General features: G+C 63.5%; 15 protein-coding genes and 1 tRNA gene. 11 read left to right on the top strand and 5 right to left on the bottom strand.

What is annotated here, in order from left to right; genetic code table 11:
* From IL54_RS00430 to IL54_RS00400, 7 genes are all read left to right on the top strand, one after another.
* Positions 1-1,212: adenosylmethionine--8-amino-7-oxononanoate transaminase (locus tag IL54_RS00430; RefSeq protein WP_037472489.1), on the top strand; the 1,212-nt coding region annotated here is incomplete at its 5' end.
* Positions 1,213-1,269: 57 nt separating this feature from the next.
* Complete coding sequence (gene infA / locus IL54_RS00425; RefSeq protein ID WP_003049127.1) at positions 1,270-1,488, top strand: translation initiation factor IF-1; 219 nt, start codon at positions 1,270-1,272, stop codon at positions 1,486-1,488.
* Between the two features lie 10 nt (positions 1,489-1,498).
* Positions 1,499-2,071 carry a Maf family protein gene (locus tag IL54_RS00420; protein WP_037472136.1) on the top strand — a complete coding sequence of 191 codons (573 nt, stop codon included), beginning with the start codon at positions 1,499-1,501 and terminating at the stop codon, positions 2,069-2,071.
* Between the two features lie 8 nt (positions 2,072-2,079).
* Entirely contained in the window at positions 2,080-3,069 is a 990-nt protein-coding gene (locus IL54_RS00415; RefSeq protein WP_037472135.1) for a hypothetical protein, read from the top strand.
* Positions 3,059-3,253 carry a DNA gyrase inhibitor YacG gene (locus IL54_RS00410; protein WP_037472134.1) on the top strand — a complete coding sequence of 65 codons (195 nt, stop codon included), beginning with the start codon at positions 3,059-3,061 and terminating at the stop codon, positions 3,251-3,253. Before IL54_RS00415 ends, IL54_RS00410 begins: the two co-directional genes overlap by 11 nt.
* A gap of 48 nt (positions 3,254-3,301) precedes the next feature.
* Positions 3,302-3,377 (top strand) — tRNA-Phe (locus IL54_RS00405).
* Between the two features lie 151 nt (positions 3,378-3,528).
* On the top strand, positions 3,529-6,336 hold the full coding sequence (locus IL54_RS00400) for a putative bifunctional diguanylate cyclase/phosphodiesterase (protein WP_052027494.1): 2,808 nt from the start codon (positions 3,529-3,531) through the stop codon (positions 6,334-6,336).
* Here the strand turns inward: IL54_RS00400 and IL54_RS00395 are convergent, their stop codons facing one another.
* Complete coding sequence (locus IL54_RS00395; protein WP_037472133.1) at positions 6,337-6,951, bottom strand: TetR/AcrR family transcriptional regulator; 615 nt, start codon at positions 6,949-6,951, stop codon at positions 6,337-6,339.
* Positions 6,952-7,113: 162 nt separating this feature from the next.
* Here IL54_RS00395 and IL54_RS00390 point away from each other — a divergent pair, with 162 nt between their 5' ends.
* The 4 genes from IL54_RS00390 to IL54_RS00375 all read left to right on the top strand — a co-directional run bounded on the left by IL54_RS00390 (position 7,114) and on the right by IL54_RS00375 (position 11,811).
* Positions 7,114-9,444: a TonB-dependent receptor gene (locus IL54_RS00390; protein ID WP_037472132.1), complete on the top strand. Its 2,331-nt coding sequence runs from the start codon at positions 7,114-7,116 to the stop codon at positions 9,442-9,444.
* Between the two features lie 94 nt (positions 9,445-9,538).
* Positions 9,539-10,798 carry a spinster family MFS transporter gene (locus IL54_RS00385; RefSeq protein ID WP_037472131.1) on the top strand — a complete coding sequence of 420 codons (1,260 nt, stop codon included), beginning with the start codon at positions 9,539-9,541 and terminating at the stop codon, positions 10,796-10,798.
* Between the two features lie 48 nt (positions 10,799-10,846).
* Complete coding sequence (locus tag IL54_RS00380) at positions 10,847-11,254, top strand: SufE family protein (protein ID WP_037472130.1); 408 nt, start codon at positions 10,847-10,849, stop codon at positions 11,252-11,254.
* Between the two features lie 65 nt (positions 11,255-11,319).
* The gene (locus IL54_RS00375) at positions 11,320-11,811 is read left to right on the top strand and encodes a hypothetical protein (protein ID WP_037472129.1); all 492 of its coding nucleotides are present in this window, start codon (positions 11,320-11,322) and stop codon (positions 11,809-11,811) included.
* Here the strand turns inward: IL54_RS00375 and IL54_RS00370 are convergent.
* The 4 genes from IL54_RS00370 to sseA are packed head-to-tail and all read right to left on the bottom strand — an operon-like array spanning position 11,780 to position 15,662.
* Positions 11,780-12,316 (bottom strand): sterol desaturase family protein, encoded by a 537-nt coding sequence (locus tag IL54_RS00370; RefSeq protein WP_037472128.1) that lies wholly within the window; start codon positions 12,314-12,316, stop codon positions 11,780-11,782. The genes IL54_RS00375 and IL54_RS00370 overlap by 32 nt on opposite strands.
* A gap of 45 nt (positions 12,317-12,361) precedes the next feature.
* Complete coding sequence (locus tag IL54_RS00365; protein WP_037472127.1) at positions 12,362-13,618, bottom strand: mechanosensitive ion channel family protein; 1,257 nt, start codon at positions 13,616-13,618, stop codon at positions 12,362-12,364.
* Complete coding sequence (metC, locus tag IL54_RS00360) at positions 13,615-14,862, bottom strand: cystathionine beta-lyase (protein ID WP_443210054.1); 1,248 nt, start codon at positions 14,860-14,862, stop codon at positions 13,615-13,617. Before metC ends, IL54_RS00365 begins: the two co-directional genes overlap by 4 nt.
* Positions 14,817-15,662, bottom strand: a complete 846-nt coding sequence (gene sseA, locus IL54_RS00355; RefSeq protein WP_037472121.1) for a 3-mercaptopyruvate sulfurtransferase — start codon at positions 15,660-15,662, stop codon at positions 14,817-14,819. The genes metC and sseA overlap by 46 nt, the downstream gene beginning before the upstream one ends.
* Positions 15,663-15,738: the final 76 nt, after the last annotated feature.

The raw sequence follows: 15,738 nt of genomic DNA, 5'->3' as shown, positions 1-15,738 counted from the left end.
GCGCTGTTGCATCTGGCCGATGGCAGCATGTTGATCGACGCGATTTCGAGCTGGTGGGTGACGACCCATGGCCATTGCCACCCGCGCATTGCCGCCGCCATTGCGGCGCAGGCGGGGCAGCTCGATCAGCTTATCTTCGCGGGCTACACCCATGCGCCCGCCGAGGAAGTAGCGCGTGGCCTGATCGATCTGGCGCCGCACGCGCCCGATCAGCCCCGTCTCGCGCATGTCTTCTATTCCGACAGCGGCTCCACCGCGGTCGAGGTGGCGCTGAAAATGGCGCTCGGCTATTGGCACAACCGGGCGCTGAACGGACTGGGCGAGGCGCGCAGCCGTATATTGGTGCTGGACCACAGCTATCATGGCGATACGATCGGCACGATGTCGATCGGCGAGCGGGGCGTCTATAATGCTGCCTGGACGCCGTTGCTGTTCGATGTCGGGACGATTCCGTTCCCGGCACCGGGCCAGGAGCAGGTCTGCCTCGATGCGCTTGATGCCGCTTGCCGCGAAAAGCCCGCCGCCTTCATCGTCGAGCCGTTGATCCTGGGCGCAGGCGGTATGCTGGTCTACCCGCCCTCGATCCTGCGCGAGATGGCGGCGATCTGCCGCCGCCACGATGTATTGTTCATCGCCGATGAAGTGATGACTGGCTGGGGCCGCACCGGCACGCTGTTCGCTTGCGAACAGGCAGGGGTCGTGCCCGACATCATGGCGGTGGCGAAGGGCATTACCGGCGGCGCGATCCCGCTGGCGGCGACGCTGGCGACCGCGCCGATCTTCGAGGCGCATCGCTCGACCGACAGGGCGCGGCTTTTCTACCATTCGTCCAGCTATACCGCGAACGCCATCGCCTGCGCGGCGGCGGTCGCCAATCTCGCCGTCTGGCGCGAGGAGGATGTGCTGAGCCGGATCGCCGCGCTGGCTGATGGCATCGCGACGCGGCTGGCAGAACTGGCGCAGCATTCCGCCTTCGCCAATCCGCGGCAACTGGGGGCAATCGCGGCGATCGATCTGATCGCGCCGGATGCGGGCTATCTGTCGGACCTCGCACCCCGGCTCCGGGCCTTCTTCCTAGAGCGGGGCATATTGCTGCGGCCCTTGGGCAACAGCATCTACCTCATGCCGCCCTATTGCCTGGATGAAACCCAGCTCGATCACATCTTCGCAGCGCTCATCGCGGCAGGGGATCGGTTCGGCGTGAAAGCGTGACTTCCATTTTGCGCAGTTTGGCGCTATGGCGGCGCGATTTTGCGAATTTGGGATATTATGGCGAAAGAAGAACTGCTTGAAATGCGCGGACAGGTTGTGGAGCTTCTCCCCAACGCCATGTTCCGTGTCCGGCTTGAAAATGACCACGAAATTCTCGGCCACACCGCTGGCAAGATGCGCAAGAATCGCATCCGCGTGCTGGTGGGTGACGAAGTGCTTGTCGAGCTGACCCCTTACGACCTGACCAAGGGTCGGATCACGTACCGTTTCAAATAAGTCGTATCTGATGCGACTCATATTGGCTTCGGCATCCCCCCGGCGGCTCGCGCTGCTGGGGCAAATCGGCGTTGTCCCGGACGCGGTCGATCCCGCCGACTTGGACGAAACGCCCCGCAAAGCCGAACTGCCCGCGCTCTATGCCGCGCGGATCGCTGCTGAAAAGGCGGTGGTGGTGGCGGCGCGCCATGGTGGGGCGCTGGTTCTGTCGGGCGATACGGTGGTTGCCGCCGGACGGCGCATCTTGCCCAAGGCGGAAAGCGAAGCGGAGGCGCGCGCCTGCCTGACACTGCTGTCGGGCCGTCGCCATCGCGTGCTGAGCGCCATCACGCTGATCGACGGCGCGGGAGTGGCGCGGCATCGGCTGTCGACCAATATCGTGACGTTCAAACGGCTGGAGGCAGCGGATATCGACCGCTATATTGCCAGCGACGAATGGCGCGGCAAGGCGGGCGGCTATGCGATCCAAGGCAAGGCCGCCGGGCTGATCCGCGCGATCCAGGGCAGCCATAGCGCAATCATGGGTCTGCCGCTTTACGAAACCCGCACGCTGCTCAAGGCAGCGGGCCATCCCCTCGATTAGGAACCGACATGGCCGAGTGGCTTTATGAAGAAGGCATTGGCGAGGCCCGTGCCGCGCTGATCGAAAAGGGCCAGCTGGTCGAGGCGCTGATCGAGCGCGAGGGCGATGCCGCGCGCGCCGGTGCGGTGATGCAGGGCAAACTCATCACCACGGTCATTCCCAAGAAGCGCGGCATTGTCCGCCTGATCAGCGGCGAGGAAGTGCTGATCGAACCGATCCCGCCCCGGCTGGCGGAAGGCGCGAACCTGCTGGTCGAAATCCTGCGCGAAGCCATCCCCGAAGAAGGCCGCCCCAAGCGCGCCAAGGGCCGCAGCACCCAGCCGGGTATGAAGGCGCAGGCTGGCCCCACCTTGCTCCAGCGCATCCGCGCCACCGGCGTCCCTGTTGTCCCCTGCCCCGCGCATGAGGAAGACCGGCTGGAAGCCCATGGCTGGAGCGAGCTGATGGAAGAAGCGATCAGCGGCGAAGTCGGCACCGAAGCCGCGGCGCTGCGCCTCTATCTAACGCCTGCCATGTTGTTGATCGACATTGACGGGTCGCTGCCGCCGGCGCAGCTGGGGCCAAAGGGCGCGAAGCTGGCGGCGCAAACAGTGCGGCGCATGGGCCTGAGCGGATCGATCGGCATCGACCTGCCGACGATGAACAACAAGGACGAGCGGATCATCGCCGCCGCCCAGATCGACAAATATCTGCCGCTCCCCTTCGAGCGCACGGCGGTCAACGGCTTCGGCTTCGTTCAGATCATCCGCCGCCGCGAGCGCGCGAACCTGATGGAGCTGTTGCGCGAAGATCCGGTGGCGACCGCTGCACTGGCGCTGCTGCGCCGCGCCGAACGGCATGGCCAGGGTGGTCCCGCGACGCTGGTCGCCGCGCCTGCCATCATCGATTATCTGCACAAGCGGCCCAACTGGATCGAACAGCTTGCAAAGCGTCGCGGCGGCGCGATCAGCATGCAGGCCGATGCCGCTCTCGCGATCGCGGGTGGCCATGTCGCCTAAAGCCGCCGCCTGTCTGGTCTGCAAAAAGCCCGCCAGCGCGGACACGCGGCCGTTCTGCAGCGCGGCCTGTCGTGACCGCGATCTGCTACAATGGCTTGGCGAAGGCTATCGCGTCGTCGGGCCACCCGCCGAGGATGACACGCAAAAAATCGGCGATTATGGGCTAGACAGCGAACAGGATTGACGCCTATAGGCACGCCTCCATCGGGCGGAACACTCCGCAGTTGGCTGTGCCTGGATAGCTCAGTTGGTAGAGCAAGCGATTGAAAATCGCTGTGTCGGCGGTTCGAATCCGTCTCCGGGCACCATTTTTACTCTCCCCCCAATAAATATGATCAGATAGCGGGACGCTCACGCGCATCGACCATGCTTCCTGCATGAACGTTCGATATTGCTGGCTCTATGCGTTTGTTAACAGGTTGCTCCTATATATAGCGAGGGAGAGCTTGGTGCGCACATATGGTATTTGCTCGGTTCAGACGGATTGCCGAAAAATCGCAGGTGGCGTTGCACGAGCAGTATAAGGCGCTGACGGGGCAGATTCCCCTGATGTACGCCTTGATGTTCATCAACGTCTTTTGCCTGGCAATGGTGACCTATGGCGATGTGCCGGTCTGGCTGAGCCTCAGCGTTCCGGCCACCCTGTCCGTCATTATCGTCGTCCGGGGTTTCCTTTGGACGGCGCGCAAGAGGACCGTGCCCTCTCCAAGCAAGATGCGGCGGCATCTTGCCGGGACCATCGTCATGTCGGCGGTCTTGAGCGCCGCGTTCGGGGCCTGGGGGTTGTTCCTGCTCAATGAAGTGGCGACCGACCGCATCACATCGGTTGCGCTCTATGTGTTCGTTGGCTCGATCAGCTGTTGTTATTGCTTGCAATCCTTGCCCGTTGCCGGCCGATTTGTCCTGCTGTTCGGTGCGGCGCCGGTCACTTTGTGCCTGCTGACATCGTCCGACGTCTACCTGATTGGGATCGGTGTCACTTTCCTCATCATCGCCGCCGTTATCGTGCGCACCCTCGCGACCAGCCAGTCGGCGTTCAGCAAGCTTTTGATCTCGCGGTCCGAAATGAGCGCGCTGGTCGCCGCGCTTCGGCAGAGTGAAGACCATTATCGCTATTCGGTCGACCTCAATCCGCAAATGCCGTGGATCAGCGACGCTGCCGGCGCCATCCTCGAACTCAGTCCCAAATGGGAGGCGGTGACCGGCATGCCGACGGCGGATGCCTTGGGCAGCGGGTGGACGGGCGCTGTCCATCCCGCCGATCTTCCCCCGGTTCTCGACCTGTGGCACCGAACGACGAGCGCACCCGATGCCTCGGCGGTGGATGTGCGCTATCGTTTGCGCGACCGCAGTGGCGTGTATCGCTGGCATCGCGCCCGCGCGCAGCCGCGTCGCGGTGAAGATGGCACCATCCTGAAATGGTATGGCACGCTGGAGGATATCGATGATCAGGTCAAAGCGGAAAATGCGCTGAGAGAAAGCGAAGAGCGGTATCGCCTCGCGTCGCGGGCGACCAACGACATCATCTGGGACTGCTCACTTGAACAGGATCGGATCGATTGGAGCGAGGCCGCTTTCGATGTTCTGGGCTATGCCGAAACCCGCACGGGCACGTCCCGGTCATGGTGGGTCGACCATATCCATGCAGACGATCAAAAGCGCGTGGTCGATAATCTCGCCAGCCTGGAGGACGTGCATTTCAACCAATGGGTCGAACAATTCCGATTTCGCGCAGCCGATGGGCGCTATCTCAACCTCGTCGCGCGGGGCTATGTCGTGCGCAACAAGGATGGCAAGCCGATCCGTCTGCTGGGCTCTCTGCATGATGTCACCGCGCAGTTGCAATATGAGGCCAAGCTCAAATGGTCGGCGTCGCATGATGCCCTGACCGGACTGCCCAATCGCGCGATGTTCGCCGAGCGCTTGGACGAGGCGCTGGACGACGCGCGCCGACAGGGGCAATGCGTCGGCCTGATCGTGCTGGATGTCGACCGGTTCAAGACCATCAACGACACGCTGGGCCATCATGCGGGTGATGCGGTGCTGCATGACGTGGCGGCCAAACTGAGCAAGCGTTTACCGGTCGGCGCGACTTTGGCGCGTCTGGGTGGGGACGAGTTCGCGATTATCCTGCCGGGACTGACCCCGGAACAGGCACGACAGGAAACCGTCGACACTATCATGGGCAGCCTGACCGGTTCCCTGTTGCATGATGGACGCCATATCGATGTCAGCCTGAGCGCGGGTGGCGCGCTGGCGTTTCGGGATGGGTTGGACGCCGAAGAACTGCATAAATGCGCGGACCTGGCCCTCTATGCCGCCAAGAGCGAGGGACCAGGTCAGATACGGGGCTTCACGCCCGCCATGCGCGAAGCGGTGGACATGGAAAAGGCGATGTTGACCAAGGCGCGGGCGGCCCTGACCAACGACCATATCATCCCCTTTTACCAGCCGAAGGTGAACCTGCGTACCGGGGCGCTGGAGGGTTTCGAAGCCTTGCTGCGCATTCATGATCAACAGCAGGGGCTTCAGCCGCCCGGCGCAATCCGCGCGGCGTTCGAAGACGCGGATCTGGCCGTCCGGCTGACCGATCGGATGCTCGATTGCATCATGGCGGATATGGTCGCCTGGCGCGACCAGGGCCTCGCCTTTGGGCGGATCGCGTTCAACGGCGCACCGGGCGACTTCCGCCGGGGTGATTTCGTCGATCGCATCCTGGGGCGGATGCACAAGCTGGGGCTGCCCGCCAGCCTGCTGGAACTGGAGGTCACGGAAACCGTGTTCGTGGGGCAATTGTCCGATCGGGTCCATAATTGCCTGGAGACATTGGCCGCGGCGGGCGTGACGATTGCCCTGGATGATTTCGGTACGGGCTATGCGTCGCTGACGCACCTGCAACAATTTCCGGTTCACACGATCAAGATCGACCGGTCTTTCGTGTCGCGCCTCAATGCCGCGGAAACGGGTGATGCCGCTATTGTCGGGGCGGTCATCGACCTTGCGAAAAATCTGGGCATAACGACGGTCGCCGAAGGCATAGAGACGGCTGCACAAGCGGCGCATCTGATGGTCAAGGGGTGCGATGTCGGTCAGGGCTTCCTGTTCGGGCGCCCCATGGCACGATCGCAAATCGCGCCTATCCTGGCGAAGTGGGATGCGCCCGGCATGATCGGTCTGTGCGCCGGGTCGGACTGGGCGGACATGCTGCGGTCCAGCATGGGGATGCATAATAGCGGGCCGCTCTCCTTCTCGGAATCGGGGCGATGATCAGGCTTTCGTGCCGATGCCGCGTTCCACCAATGCATTGGCGATGGCGGCGACCTCCTCAGCCGGGCGGCTGTCGTCCCAAACGCCAAAGCGCAGGCCCAGAAACACGTTCATGCCCATGATCGCCCAGGCATGGACTTCCTCAACATCGGCGCGGATATCGCCGCGCGCCGCCGCCTTGGTGAGGCGGGTCGTCATGCGGGATGCGGTATTTTCATAATGGGCGCGGTAGGCGGACTGGTCGACGAACTCCGCTTCGTCGATGATGCGATAGATTTCCTTATGTTCGCGCGCAAACTCCAGGAAGCTGAGTAGGCCTATCCGCTCGGCGTCGATCCCGTCGCGGGCGTCGGCGATGCGCGGGGACACATAATCGCGCACCTGGCCCGACATGTCGGCGACGAGCGCGCGGAAGATATCATCCTTGCTATCGAAATAGGTGTAGAAACTGCCCAGCGCACAGCCCGCGCGGCGGGTGATGCCGCTAATCGAGCCGTCGTGAAAGCCCTTTTCGCCAAATTCAGCCGCCGCCGCCGCCAGCAATGCGCGGCGAGTTCGCTCACCCCTGGCGGTGCGCGGCGTTTTGTCGTCCTTGGCAGCGGCGTCTTCGGCCATGTCCACTCCTTGCGAAAATCTGTGCTCTTTTTGCCGCACTGAACCGGCCTTGTCTCCGCCTCTCTATTTCAAGTTGAAAGATGGTTCAACTTTCATTATCGAATCGGACAACGCAAAGTGATCCGGCAGACCGGGCACCGCATTTTCAGGAGAGGACCGACCATGAAGGCCCATTTCAGCATCCGCGCCATAGCCCTTGCCTCCGCCGCCTGGAGCGGCGCGCTGGCTTTGCCTGCCCTTGCGCAGGACGCCGCCGTCCCGTCCGTCGAGGAGGAGGGCGCGATCGTCGTCACCGCCCGTCGCCGCGAGGAAACGCTGGTCAGTGTGCCGATCGCGGTCAGTGCCTTTTCGGGCGAAGCGCTGGAACGGGGCGGGGCGATCGATATTACCGACCTTGCCAACATGACCCCCAACACCACGCTGGAAGCCTCGCGCGGTACCAACTCGACGCTGACCGCCTTCATTCGCGGCGTGGGTCAGCAAGACCCGGTGTCGGGCTTCGAACAGGGCGTGGGCATCTATCTTGACGACGTCTATCTCAACCGGCCGCAGGGTGCGATCCTCGACATTTATGATGTCGAGCGGATCGAAGTGCTGCGCGGGCCGCAGGGCACGCTCTATGGGCGCAACACCATCGGTGGTGCGGTCAAATATGTGACGAAGATGCTGCCGCAGGAATTTTCGCTCAAGCTCAAGGGCACCTATGGCAGCTATGACCAGGCCGATGGCATCATCAGCGTGTCGGCGCCGTTGAGCGACATGATCCGTGTCGGCGGGGCCTTTGCCCGGCTGTCGCGTGGTGGCTTTGGCGACAATCTCACCACCGGCGATGAAAATTACAACAAGGATATCTGGGCAGGCCGCGCTACCTTTGAAATGGGTGGCTATGGCCAGCCCGTGCTGATGCGGATCACTGGCGATTATACCAAGGATAATAGCAGCGCGCGCGGTGGCCATCGGCTGATTCCCGGCCAGCTATCGGGCGCGCCGGTGCTGGACGATGTGTTCGATACGCGCGGCGGCTTGGTTGATCCCAAGCAATATGTGAAGTCCTATGGTCTTTCCATGAACATCACGGCGGAACTGAGCGACGCGGTCACGCTGCGGTCGATCAGCGCCTGGCGCAAGGATGACAGCGCCTCGCCCATTGATTTCGATGCGCTGCCTGCGGTCGATGTCGACGTGCCCGCCTTCTACTTCAACGAGCAGCTGAGCCAGGAATTCCAGCTGCTCTACGATCAGGGGCCGCTGCACGGCATGGTCGGCTTCTATTATCTTGATGCCAAGGCCGACACCGCGTTCGACGTGCGCTTGTTCACGACGGTTGCGGGGCTGACCGCCTATACGCAGGCCGATGTGGACACCGAAACCTATGCCGTGTTCGGTGACTTTACCTTCGACATTACGGAACAGCTCAGCCTGTCGGCCGGTGGTCGCTACACCTGGGACAAGCGCCGGGCCGACATATTGCGGCAAAATTATCTGGGTGGCGGGTCGCCATTGTTCGGCGGCGCGGGCGTGGCGTTCGGTGCGCCCAGCACCAATTTCAACGGCGAGCGCGAATATAAGAAATTCACCCCGCGCGTCTCGATCAGCTACAAGCCGACGCCCGATCATAACATCTACGCCAGCTTCTCGCAGGGCTTCAAGGGCGGCGGCTTCGATCCGCGCGGCGTCGGCACCAATGCGCCTGACCTTAATGGCGACGGCATCCGGCAGGACGATGAAATCGCGTCTTTCCTGAGCTTCGCGCCCGAACAGGTCGATAGCTATGAAGTCGGCTATAAGGGCAATTTCCTCGACGGCGCGCTCTATGTCGCGGTCGCGGGCTTCTATGCCGATTATAAGGATGTGCAGATTCCGGGATCGGTTGCCTGCACCGTCAGCGTCGGCGGCGTCGCCACGCCCTCCTTCTGCGGCGTGGTGTCCAATGCGGGCAAGGCCCGGTTCAAGGGGCTGGAGTTTGAAAGCACCGCGCGGCTGGGCCGCGACCTGATGACGCCGGGCGATCGGCTGAACCTGGCGACCGCGGTCGGCTATATCGACGCGGAATATCGCGAATATATCACCAACATCGGCGGCGTGCCGACCGATGTGGCGGCCAATCGCGAAGTGCAGAATACGCCCAAATGGACCGCCAGCGGTACGATGAGTTACACCACCCCGATCGGCGCGGGCAGCCTGTATCTGGCCAGCAGCGTGTCGTGGCGCAGCAAGACCTATCAGTTCGAAATCCCTAACCCCTATATCGACCAGCAGGGCTATGCGCTGTGGGACGCCAGCATTGTTTATACCGCGCCTGACGATCGCTGGACGCTGGGCCTGCATGGCAAGAATCTGATGGACAAGGAATATAAGACGTCGGGCTATACCTTCGTTGGGGCAAACAATGCCGCCGGTTTTCCCACGGCGACCCTGGGCCGCGAAGGCACGCTGACGGCCTTTTATGGCAATCCCCGGCAGGTGTTCTTGACGGGGACGGTGAAGTTCTGATCTCCACCCCATCTCCGTTCGGTTCGCGCCTGTCGAGAACCCTTGCGCAACGGTTCTCGACAAGCTCGAACTGAACGGAGATGGGTAAAGCCCTATGACCGACCGATCCGCCCCCGCTGCTTCCCCCGCCTATCGCGGCGTCGTGCTGGCGATGCTGTTGCTGGTCTATACGTTCAACTTCCTCGACCGGCAGATACTGGGCATCCTCGCCGGGCCGATCAAGGCGGAGCTGGGGCTGAGCGATACGCAATTAGGGGCGCTGGGCGGTATCGCCTTTGCACTGCTCTATTCGACGCTGGCGATCCCGCTGGCGTTGCTGGCCGATCGCACCAGCCGCACCTGGGTCATTACCGTCAGCCTTGCGGTATGGAGCGGATTTACAGCGCTATGCGGGCTGGCGGGCAATTTCATGCAGCTGTTCCTGTGCCGCATCGGCGTGGGCGTGGGCGAAGCGGGCGGGGTCGCGCCGTCTTATGCGGTCATCTCCGACTATTTTCCCGCGCATCAGCGGGCGCGGGCGCTGTCCATTTACTCGCTCGGCATTCCGCTGGGCTCGGCGGGCGGCGTGCTGCTGGGCGGCTATATCGCCCAGACGGTGGAGTGGCGCACCGCCTTCATCGTTGTCGGCTTGCTCGGCCTGCTGATCGCGCCTGTCTTCCGCCTGGTGGTGCGCGAACCCGTGCGGCCGGTGCAGGCGAGCGATGCTGCGCCCGTGTCCGCTGTGTTCGGCATCCTCGCGGCCAAGCGCAGCTTCTGGTTCCTGGCGGTGGGGGCGGCGTGCAGTTCGATGTGCGGCTATGGCGTCGCCTTCTGGCTGCCCAGCCTGCTGATGCGCAGTTTCGGCCTGAACCTGATGGGCGCGGGGCAGTTTCTGGGCGGGCTGCTGCTCATCGGCGGGGTCGCGGGCGTGCTGCTGGGCGGTTGGCTGGGTGACGCGATGGGTGGCAAGGACAAGGCCTATTATGCCTGGGTTCCCGCGATCAGCTATGTGGTTGGTATGCCGCTGTTCGTCATCGGGGTGCTCTCCGATAGCGTCGGCGTCGCTTTCGCGCTGTTCTTGGTGCCGCAGGCGCTGGTCTATGTCTGGCTCGGCCCGGTGCTGACCGCCGTGCAGCATCTGGTCCCCGCCCATATGCGCGCTAGTGCGGCTGCGAGTTTCCTGCTGATCAACAATCTGGTGGGGCTGGGGCTTGGAAGCTGGTTCGTCGGCGCTTTGTCCGACGCGCTGACCCCGGCTTATGGGATCGAGGCGCTGCGTTACGCCATCGTCGCGGCACTTGGCTTCTATCTGCTCGCCGGGCTGTTCATGGCGCTGGGCGGGCGGGCGCTGCGCAAGGATTGGGTGGCGGCCTGACCAAGAGGGGGGCTTACCTGCCGTCCTTTTCCCCCTATAGGGGCGGGCATGACGAACCTTGCCGATATCCAAGAAGAATATCAGTTTCTCGATGCGGATGACCGTTATCGCTTGCTGATCGACCTTGGCCGCACGCTTGAGCCGATGCCGGACGCGCTCAAGACCGATGCGACGCTGGTGCGCGGCTGTTCGGCCGCGGTCTGGGTCTATCCGACTGTGCTGGACGATGGACGGCTGCATTTCCTGGCGGACAGCAATGCCGCGATCACCAAGGGGATCATCGCTCTGGTGCTGCAAACGGTGCAGGACCAGCCGCCAGCCGCGATCGCCGCGGCGGATATCGAAGACGCGCTGGCCCCCTTTGATCTGCGCAATCAGCTCAGTTCCAACCGGACGCAGGGTATTCCCAACATGATTGCCCTTATCCGGCAAACGGCTGGTCGCTACACCGGCTGAACGCTGCAACCCGCATGGGGCGTTGACCATTGTCCTTCCGTAACCAGATGGAAGGACAAGAGCCTATGCGCATCCCCTTGATGATGACGGCCATGGCATTGCTGGCCGCCTGCTCGCAGGAACCCGAAGAACCAAGCCAGCGCGAGCAGATCGGCCAGGCATGGAAATATGAAGGCGGGACCGGCGAGGCCGCGAAGGTCGCCTATATCGGCAGCGCCAATACGGTCGCGACCATGACGGCGCCCGACACTTTCGCCGTGTTGCTGGTGCAGCCGATGAGCAATGGCGAAAAGACCGTGACCGTGAAATTGGTCGGCGCGCCCTTTCAGTGCGACCTGTCGGCCTGCACGGTCAGCGCGACGGGCGATGATGGCAAGACGCATAGCTGGCAAGGACGGATGACCGATGCCAAGGACGGCATCGAAATCATGCCGTCGCAAAATGCCTATGACGTCATCGAGAAGGCCAAGACGATGAAGGTCGATCTGGTGGTCGGCCCGCAGAACAACACCGCGCCTTTCTCGTTCAACGTGGCGGGGCTTGACCTGCCAGGGTGACCGGATCGGCAGCGGAAGGCGCGCGCACGCCCGCCCGGCTGCGGCGGGCGAGTTCGCGTTTCAGCTCCTCCGGGCGGGGGGCGACGAGAAAGCCGAAGCTGACCGTGCCTTCCTTGGTTTCGACCACATGATGCAGGCGGTGGGCCTGGACAATCCGCTTCATATAGGGTGAGCGCGCGACATAGCGGTTTTTGACACGCTGATGCACGATGATGTCGTGGAAGCCGAGATAGATGGCACCATAGGCGGCGATCCCGGCGCCCATAGCCGTCGCCCAGCCGCCCCAGCCCCATTGCACGCCGCCCAGCAGCAGCAGGATGGAAGGCAGAGCAAAGATCACGAAATAGAGGTCATTGGCTTCCCATCGGCCAAGGCGCGGGCGATGGTGGCTGGCATGCAGGAACCAGCCGGGGCCGTGCATGATCCAGCGGTGCATGACATAGGCGAAGCCCTCCATAGCGACAACGGTGGCGAGGAAGATCAGCAGGAGCAGGACGAGGTTCATGGAGTTGATATAGGCGCGCGCGACGATGGAAGCGACCCCGCAAAGTTACGGCTTTTGGGGTAGTTCGGCGGCACCATGGATGACCCGCTGCGGATAGGGAATGGTGATGCCATTGTCGCGGAAGAGTTGCCAGACGCGGCCCAACACGTCGGACTTCACATTGCCGACGCCGCCCTCCGGGTCGCTGATCCACACCAATATGTCATGTTCGACGCGGCTTTCGCCAAAGCCGGTCAGCCAGACATTGGGCTTGGGATTGCGCAGCACGCGCGGGCTTTCTGCTGCGGCTTGCAGCATCAGCGCCTGGGCGAGCTTGAGGTCGCTGTCATAGCCGATGCCGACGGGAATGCGGACGCGGACATTGCGGTCGGAATAGGACCAGTTCTCCACCTCCTGCGTCATCAGATTCTCGTTCGGGATCAGATGTTCCTTGCCGTCGCGGGTGATGACGCTGACGGCGCGCACGCCGATCTTGTTCACCCAGCCGAAACTCTCCCCCACGACGATGACATCGCCCGGCTTGATCGATCGGTCCATCAGCAGGATGATGCCCGCGATAAGATTGCCGAACGTCTTTTGCAGACCAAAGCCGACCGCGAGGCCCAGCGCGCCGGAAAAGACGGCAAAGGCGGTGAGGTCGATGCCGAGCATGTCGACGCCAATGAAGAAGGCGGCGATGATGATGGCGATGGCGGCGAGTTTCTGCGCCAGCAGCTTCTGGGTGGGGTCGAAGCCATCCGCCTGGCTAATCGATCGGCCGATCAGCTTGTTGGCTAGGCGGACGAGCGCGAACAGCGCGACGCAAGTGGCGGCGATCGACAGCAGGCTGAGCAGCGTGACCCGGCGTTTGCCAAGGCTGATCCCGACCGTGTCGAGCGTTGCGCCGACGGGCGCGAGACCGCCATTGGTGCCGGAGACGATCGTCAGGAACAGCAAGAGCGCCAGCGGCAGCGTGGCCCAGCGCGGGATGGAGAGGGTGCGTAGCGCATAGCCAGCCAGCAAAGCGACCGAGAGGCCAAGGCCGATGCCGAGCACCAGATGGCCGACCGAATCGGCGGGCCAGAAGGCGGTGGCGACTCCGATCAACAGCGCTGAGAAAGCGTAGCGCAAGATCGCCCGCAGCCGGGTGGCGAAGGATTCGCCCAAGGCTTCCATGGGGCCGCGCAGCCGCGGTTCGACTCGGCGCGAGAGGCCCGCTGCGGCGAGATGCAGCAGGAGCGCGACGCCCAGCGCGATCAGCGGATGGATCAAGCCACCGCTATCGGGCACGCGGTTGAGCAGCCAGGCGATGCTGAGCGTCATCGCGCCGCCCGGTAGCGGGCAAGCCCTGCGTCGAGATCGGCGATCAGATCGTCGGGGTCTTCCAGGCCGATGTGCAGGCGCACCATTGGCCCTTCTGCTTCCCAGCGGGTTGCGGTGCGGTGGCGGGCGGGATCGACGGGAAGGGCAAGGCTTTCGAAGCCGCCCCAGCTATAGCCGATGCCGAAATGGGCGAGGCCGTCGATCAGGGCGGCGCGGGCGGCTTCATCGCCACCGTCGAGGATGAAACTGAACAGCCCGGTCGAGCCGGAGAAGTCGCGCTGCCATAGCGCATGGCCGGGGCAGTCGGGCAAAGCGGGGTGCAGCACGCGCGCGATACCGGGCTGGTCGTTGAGCCAATGGGCGACGGCGAGCGCACCATCCTGATGTTGGCGCAATCGCACGCCCAGCGTGCGGAGGCCGCGCGCGGCGAGCCAGGCGTCATCGGGGCTGGTCATCTGGCCGAACAGATAGGCGGTCTGGCGGACCTTGCCGAACCATTGGGCATTCGCCGTGACGCTGCCCATCATCACGTCGCTATGGCCGACGATATATTTGGTGCAGGCCAGGATCGTGATGTCCACGCCATGAGACAGCGCCGGGAAAAAGAGCGGCGTCGCCCAAGTATTGTCGAGCAGGGTGACGATGCCCCGTTCCCGCGCGATGGCGGTGATGGCGGGTATGTCCTGCACTTCGAATGTCAGGCTGCCGGGGCTTTCGAGGAAGATGGCGCGCACCTTTTCATCGGCAAGACGGACAGCGACCCGGACAGCATCGCACGGATCATAATAGATCGTTTCGATACCGTAACTATTGAGCATGTGATCGCAGAAGCTGCGCGTCGGATCATAGGTGCTGTCGGGCATGAGCAGTCGGTCGCCGGGTTTCAGCACCGCCATCAGTGCGCAGGCGATCGCGGCGACGCCCGACGGGAAGAGCATCGTGCCCTCCGCGCCCGGTTCCATTTCGGTCAGCGCGTCGGCAAGCGACCAGGCGGTCGGCGTGCCCTTGCGCCCGTAGAAGAGCCGCTCATGCGTGCTGCTGCCTGCGGCCTTTCGCAGATGGGCAACATCATCATAGAGGATGGTCGAGGCGCGCCAGACAGGCGGGCTGACGATGCCGCCGGGCTGGCCAGGCATGCCGGTCCATTCGGGCTTGCGCCCGGCCTGCACCAGCTTCGTCAATGGCTTGCGGTCGTCGCTCATGCCGGGCCGGTCGCCTTGGGCGTGGCGGGATCGAAGCCCCATTCGGACCAGCTGCCATCATAAAGGGTCACGTCGTCCTTGCCGAGCGACTCCAGTCCGGCGAGCAGGATGGCGGCGGTGACGCCACTGCCGCAACTGGTGATGACCGGACGGTCGAAATCGACTCCGGCATCGGCGTAAAGAGCGCGCAATTCGTCGCCTGACTTCATGCTGTTGTCGGGATTGAACAGAGACGGCGAGGGCAGGTTGCGCGATCCGGGGATATGGCCCGATGCCATGCCGGGGCGGGGTTCGGCTTCGGCACCGGTGAAGCGGCCAGCGCCGCGCGCGTCGAGTATTTGCTCCGCGCCGGTGGCGAGATTGGCGATCAGCTCCGCCTTGGTCCGTACCTGTCCGGCCGCGCGGCGGGCGATGGCGGTGCCGGGGGGTGGCGTGACGATGCCCGCTTCCGTCCGGCGACCTTCCGCCACCCATTTGGGCAGGCCACCATCGAGAATCGCGACTGACGCGCCTAGGCCATAGAGGCGCATCATCCACCAGCCACGTGCCGCACTGTGCAGCGGGCTATTGTCATAGACGATGATCCGGCTGTCGGGGTTGATCCCCAGCACCTGGCAGCGCTGCGTCATCAATGCGTCGGGGGGTAACATGCCCGGCGTCGCGTCATCAGGGTCGTTGAGCGTCGCCAGGTCCATAAACACGGCACCGGGGATGTGCGCGGCCGCATATTCGGCGAGCGGATCGCGCGGAGTACCGGGCAGGAACAGGCTGGCGTCGAGGATGCAGAGGTCCGGCGCGCCCAGATGCGTGGCGAGCCAGTCGGTGGAAACGAAAATGGTCATGCGGTCCCCTATGGCCTGCGTCTTGCCGCCCCTTCTAGGCCGGGGGGCGGGGGCTGGAAAGGGCCAAGCCTAGCGG

Origin of the sequence: Sphingobium sp. ba1 (assembly GCF_000743655.1) — a bacterium.
GTDB lineage: Bacteria > Pseudomonadota > Alphaproteobacteria > Sphingomonadales > Sphingomonadaceae > Sphingobium.
This window is presented reverse-complemented; position numbering and strand designations above follow the sequence as displayed.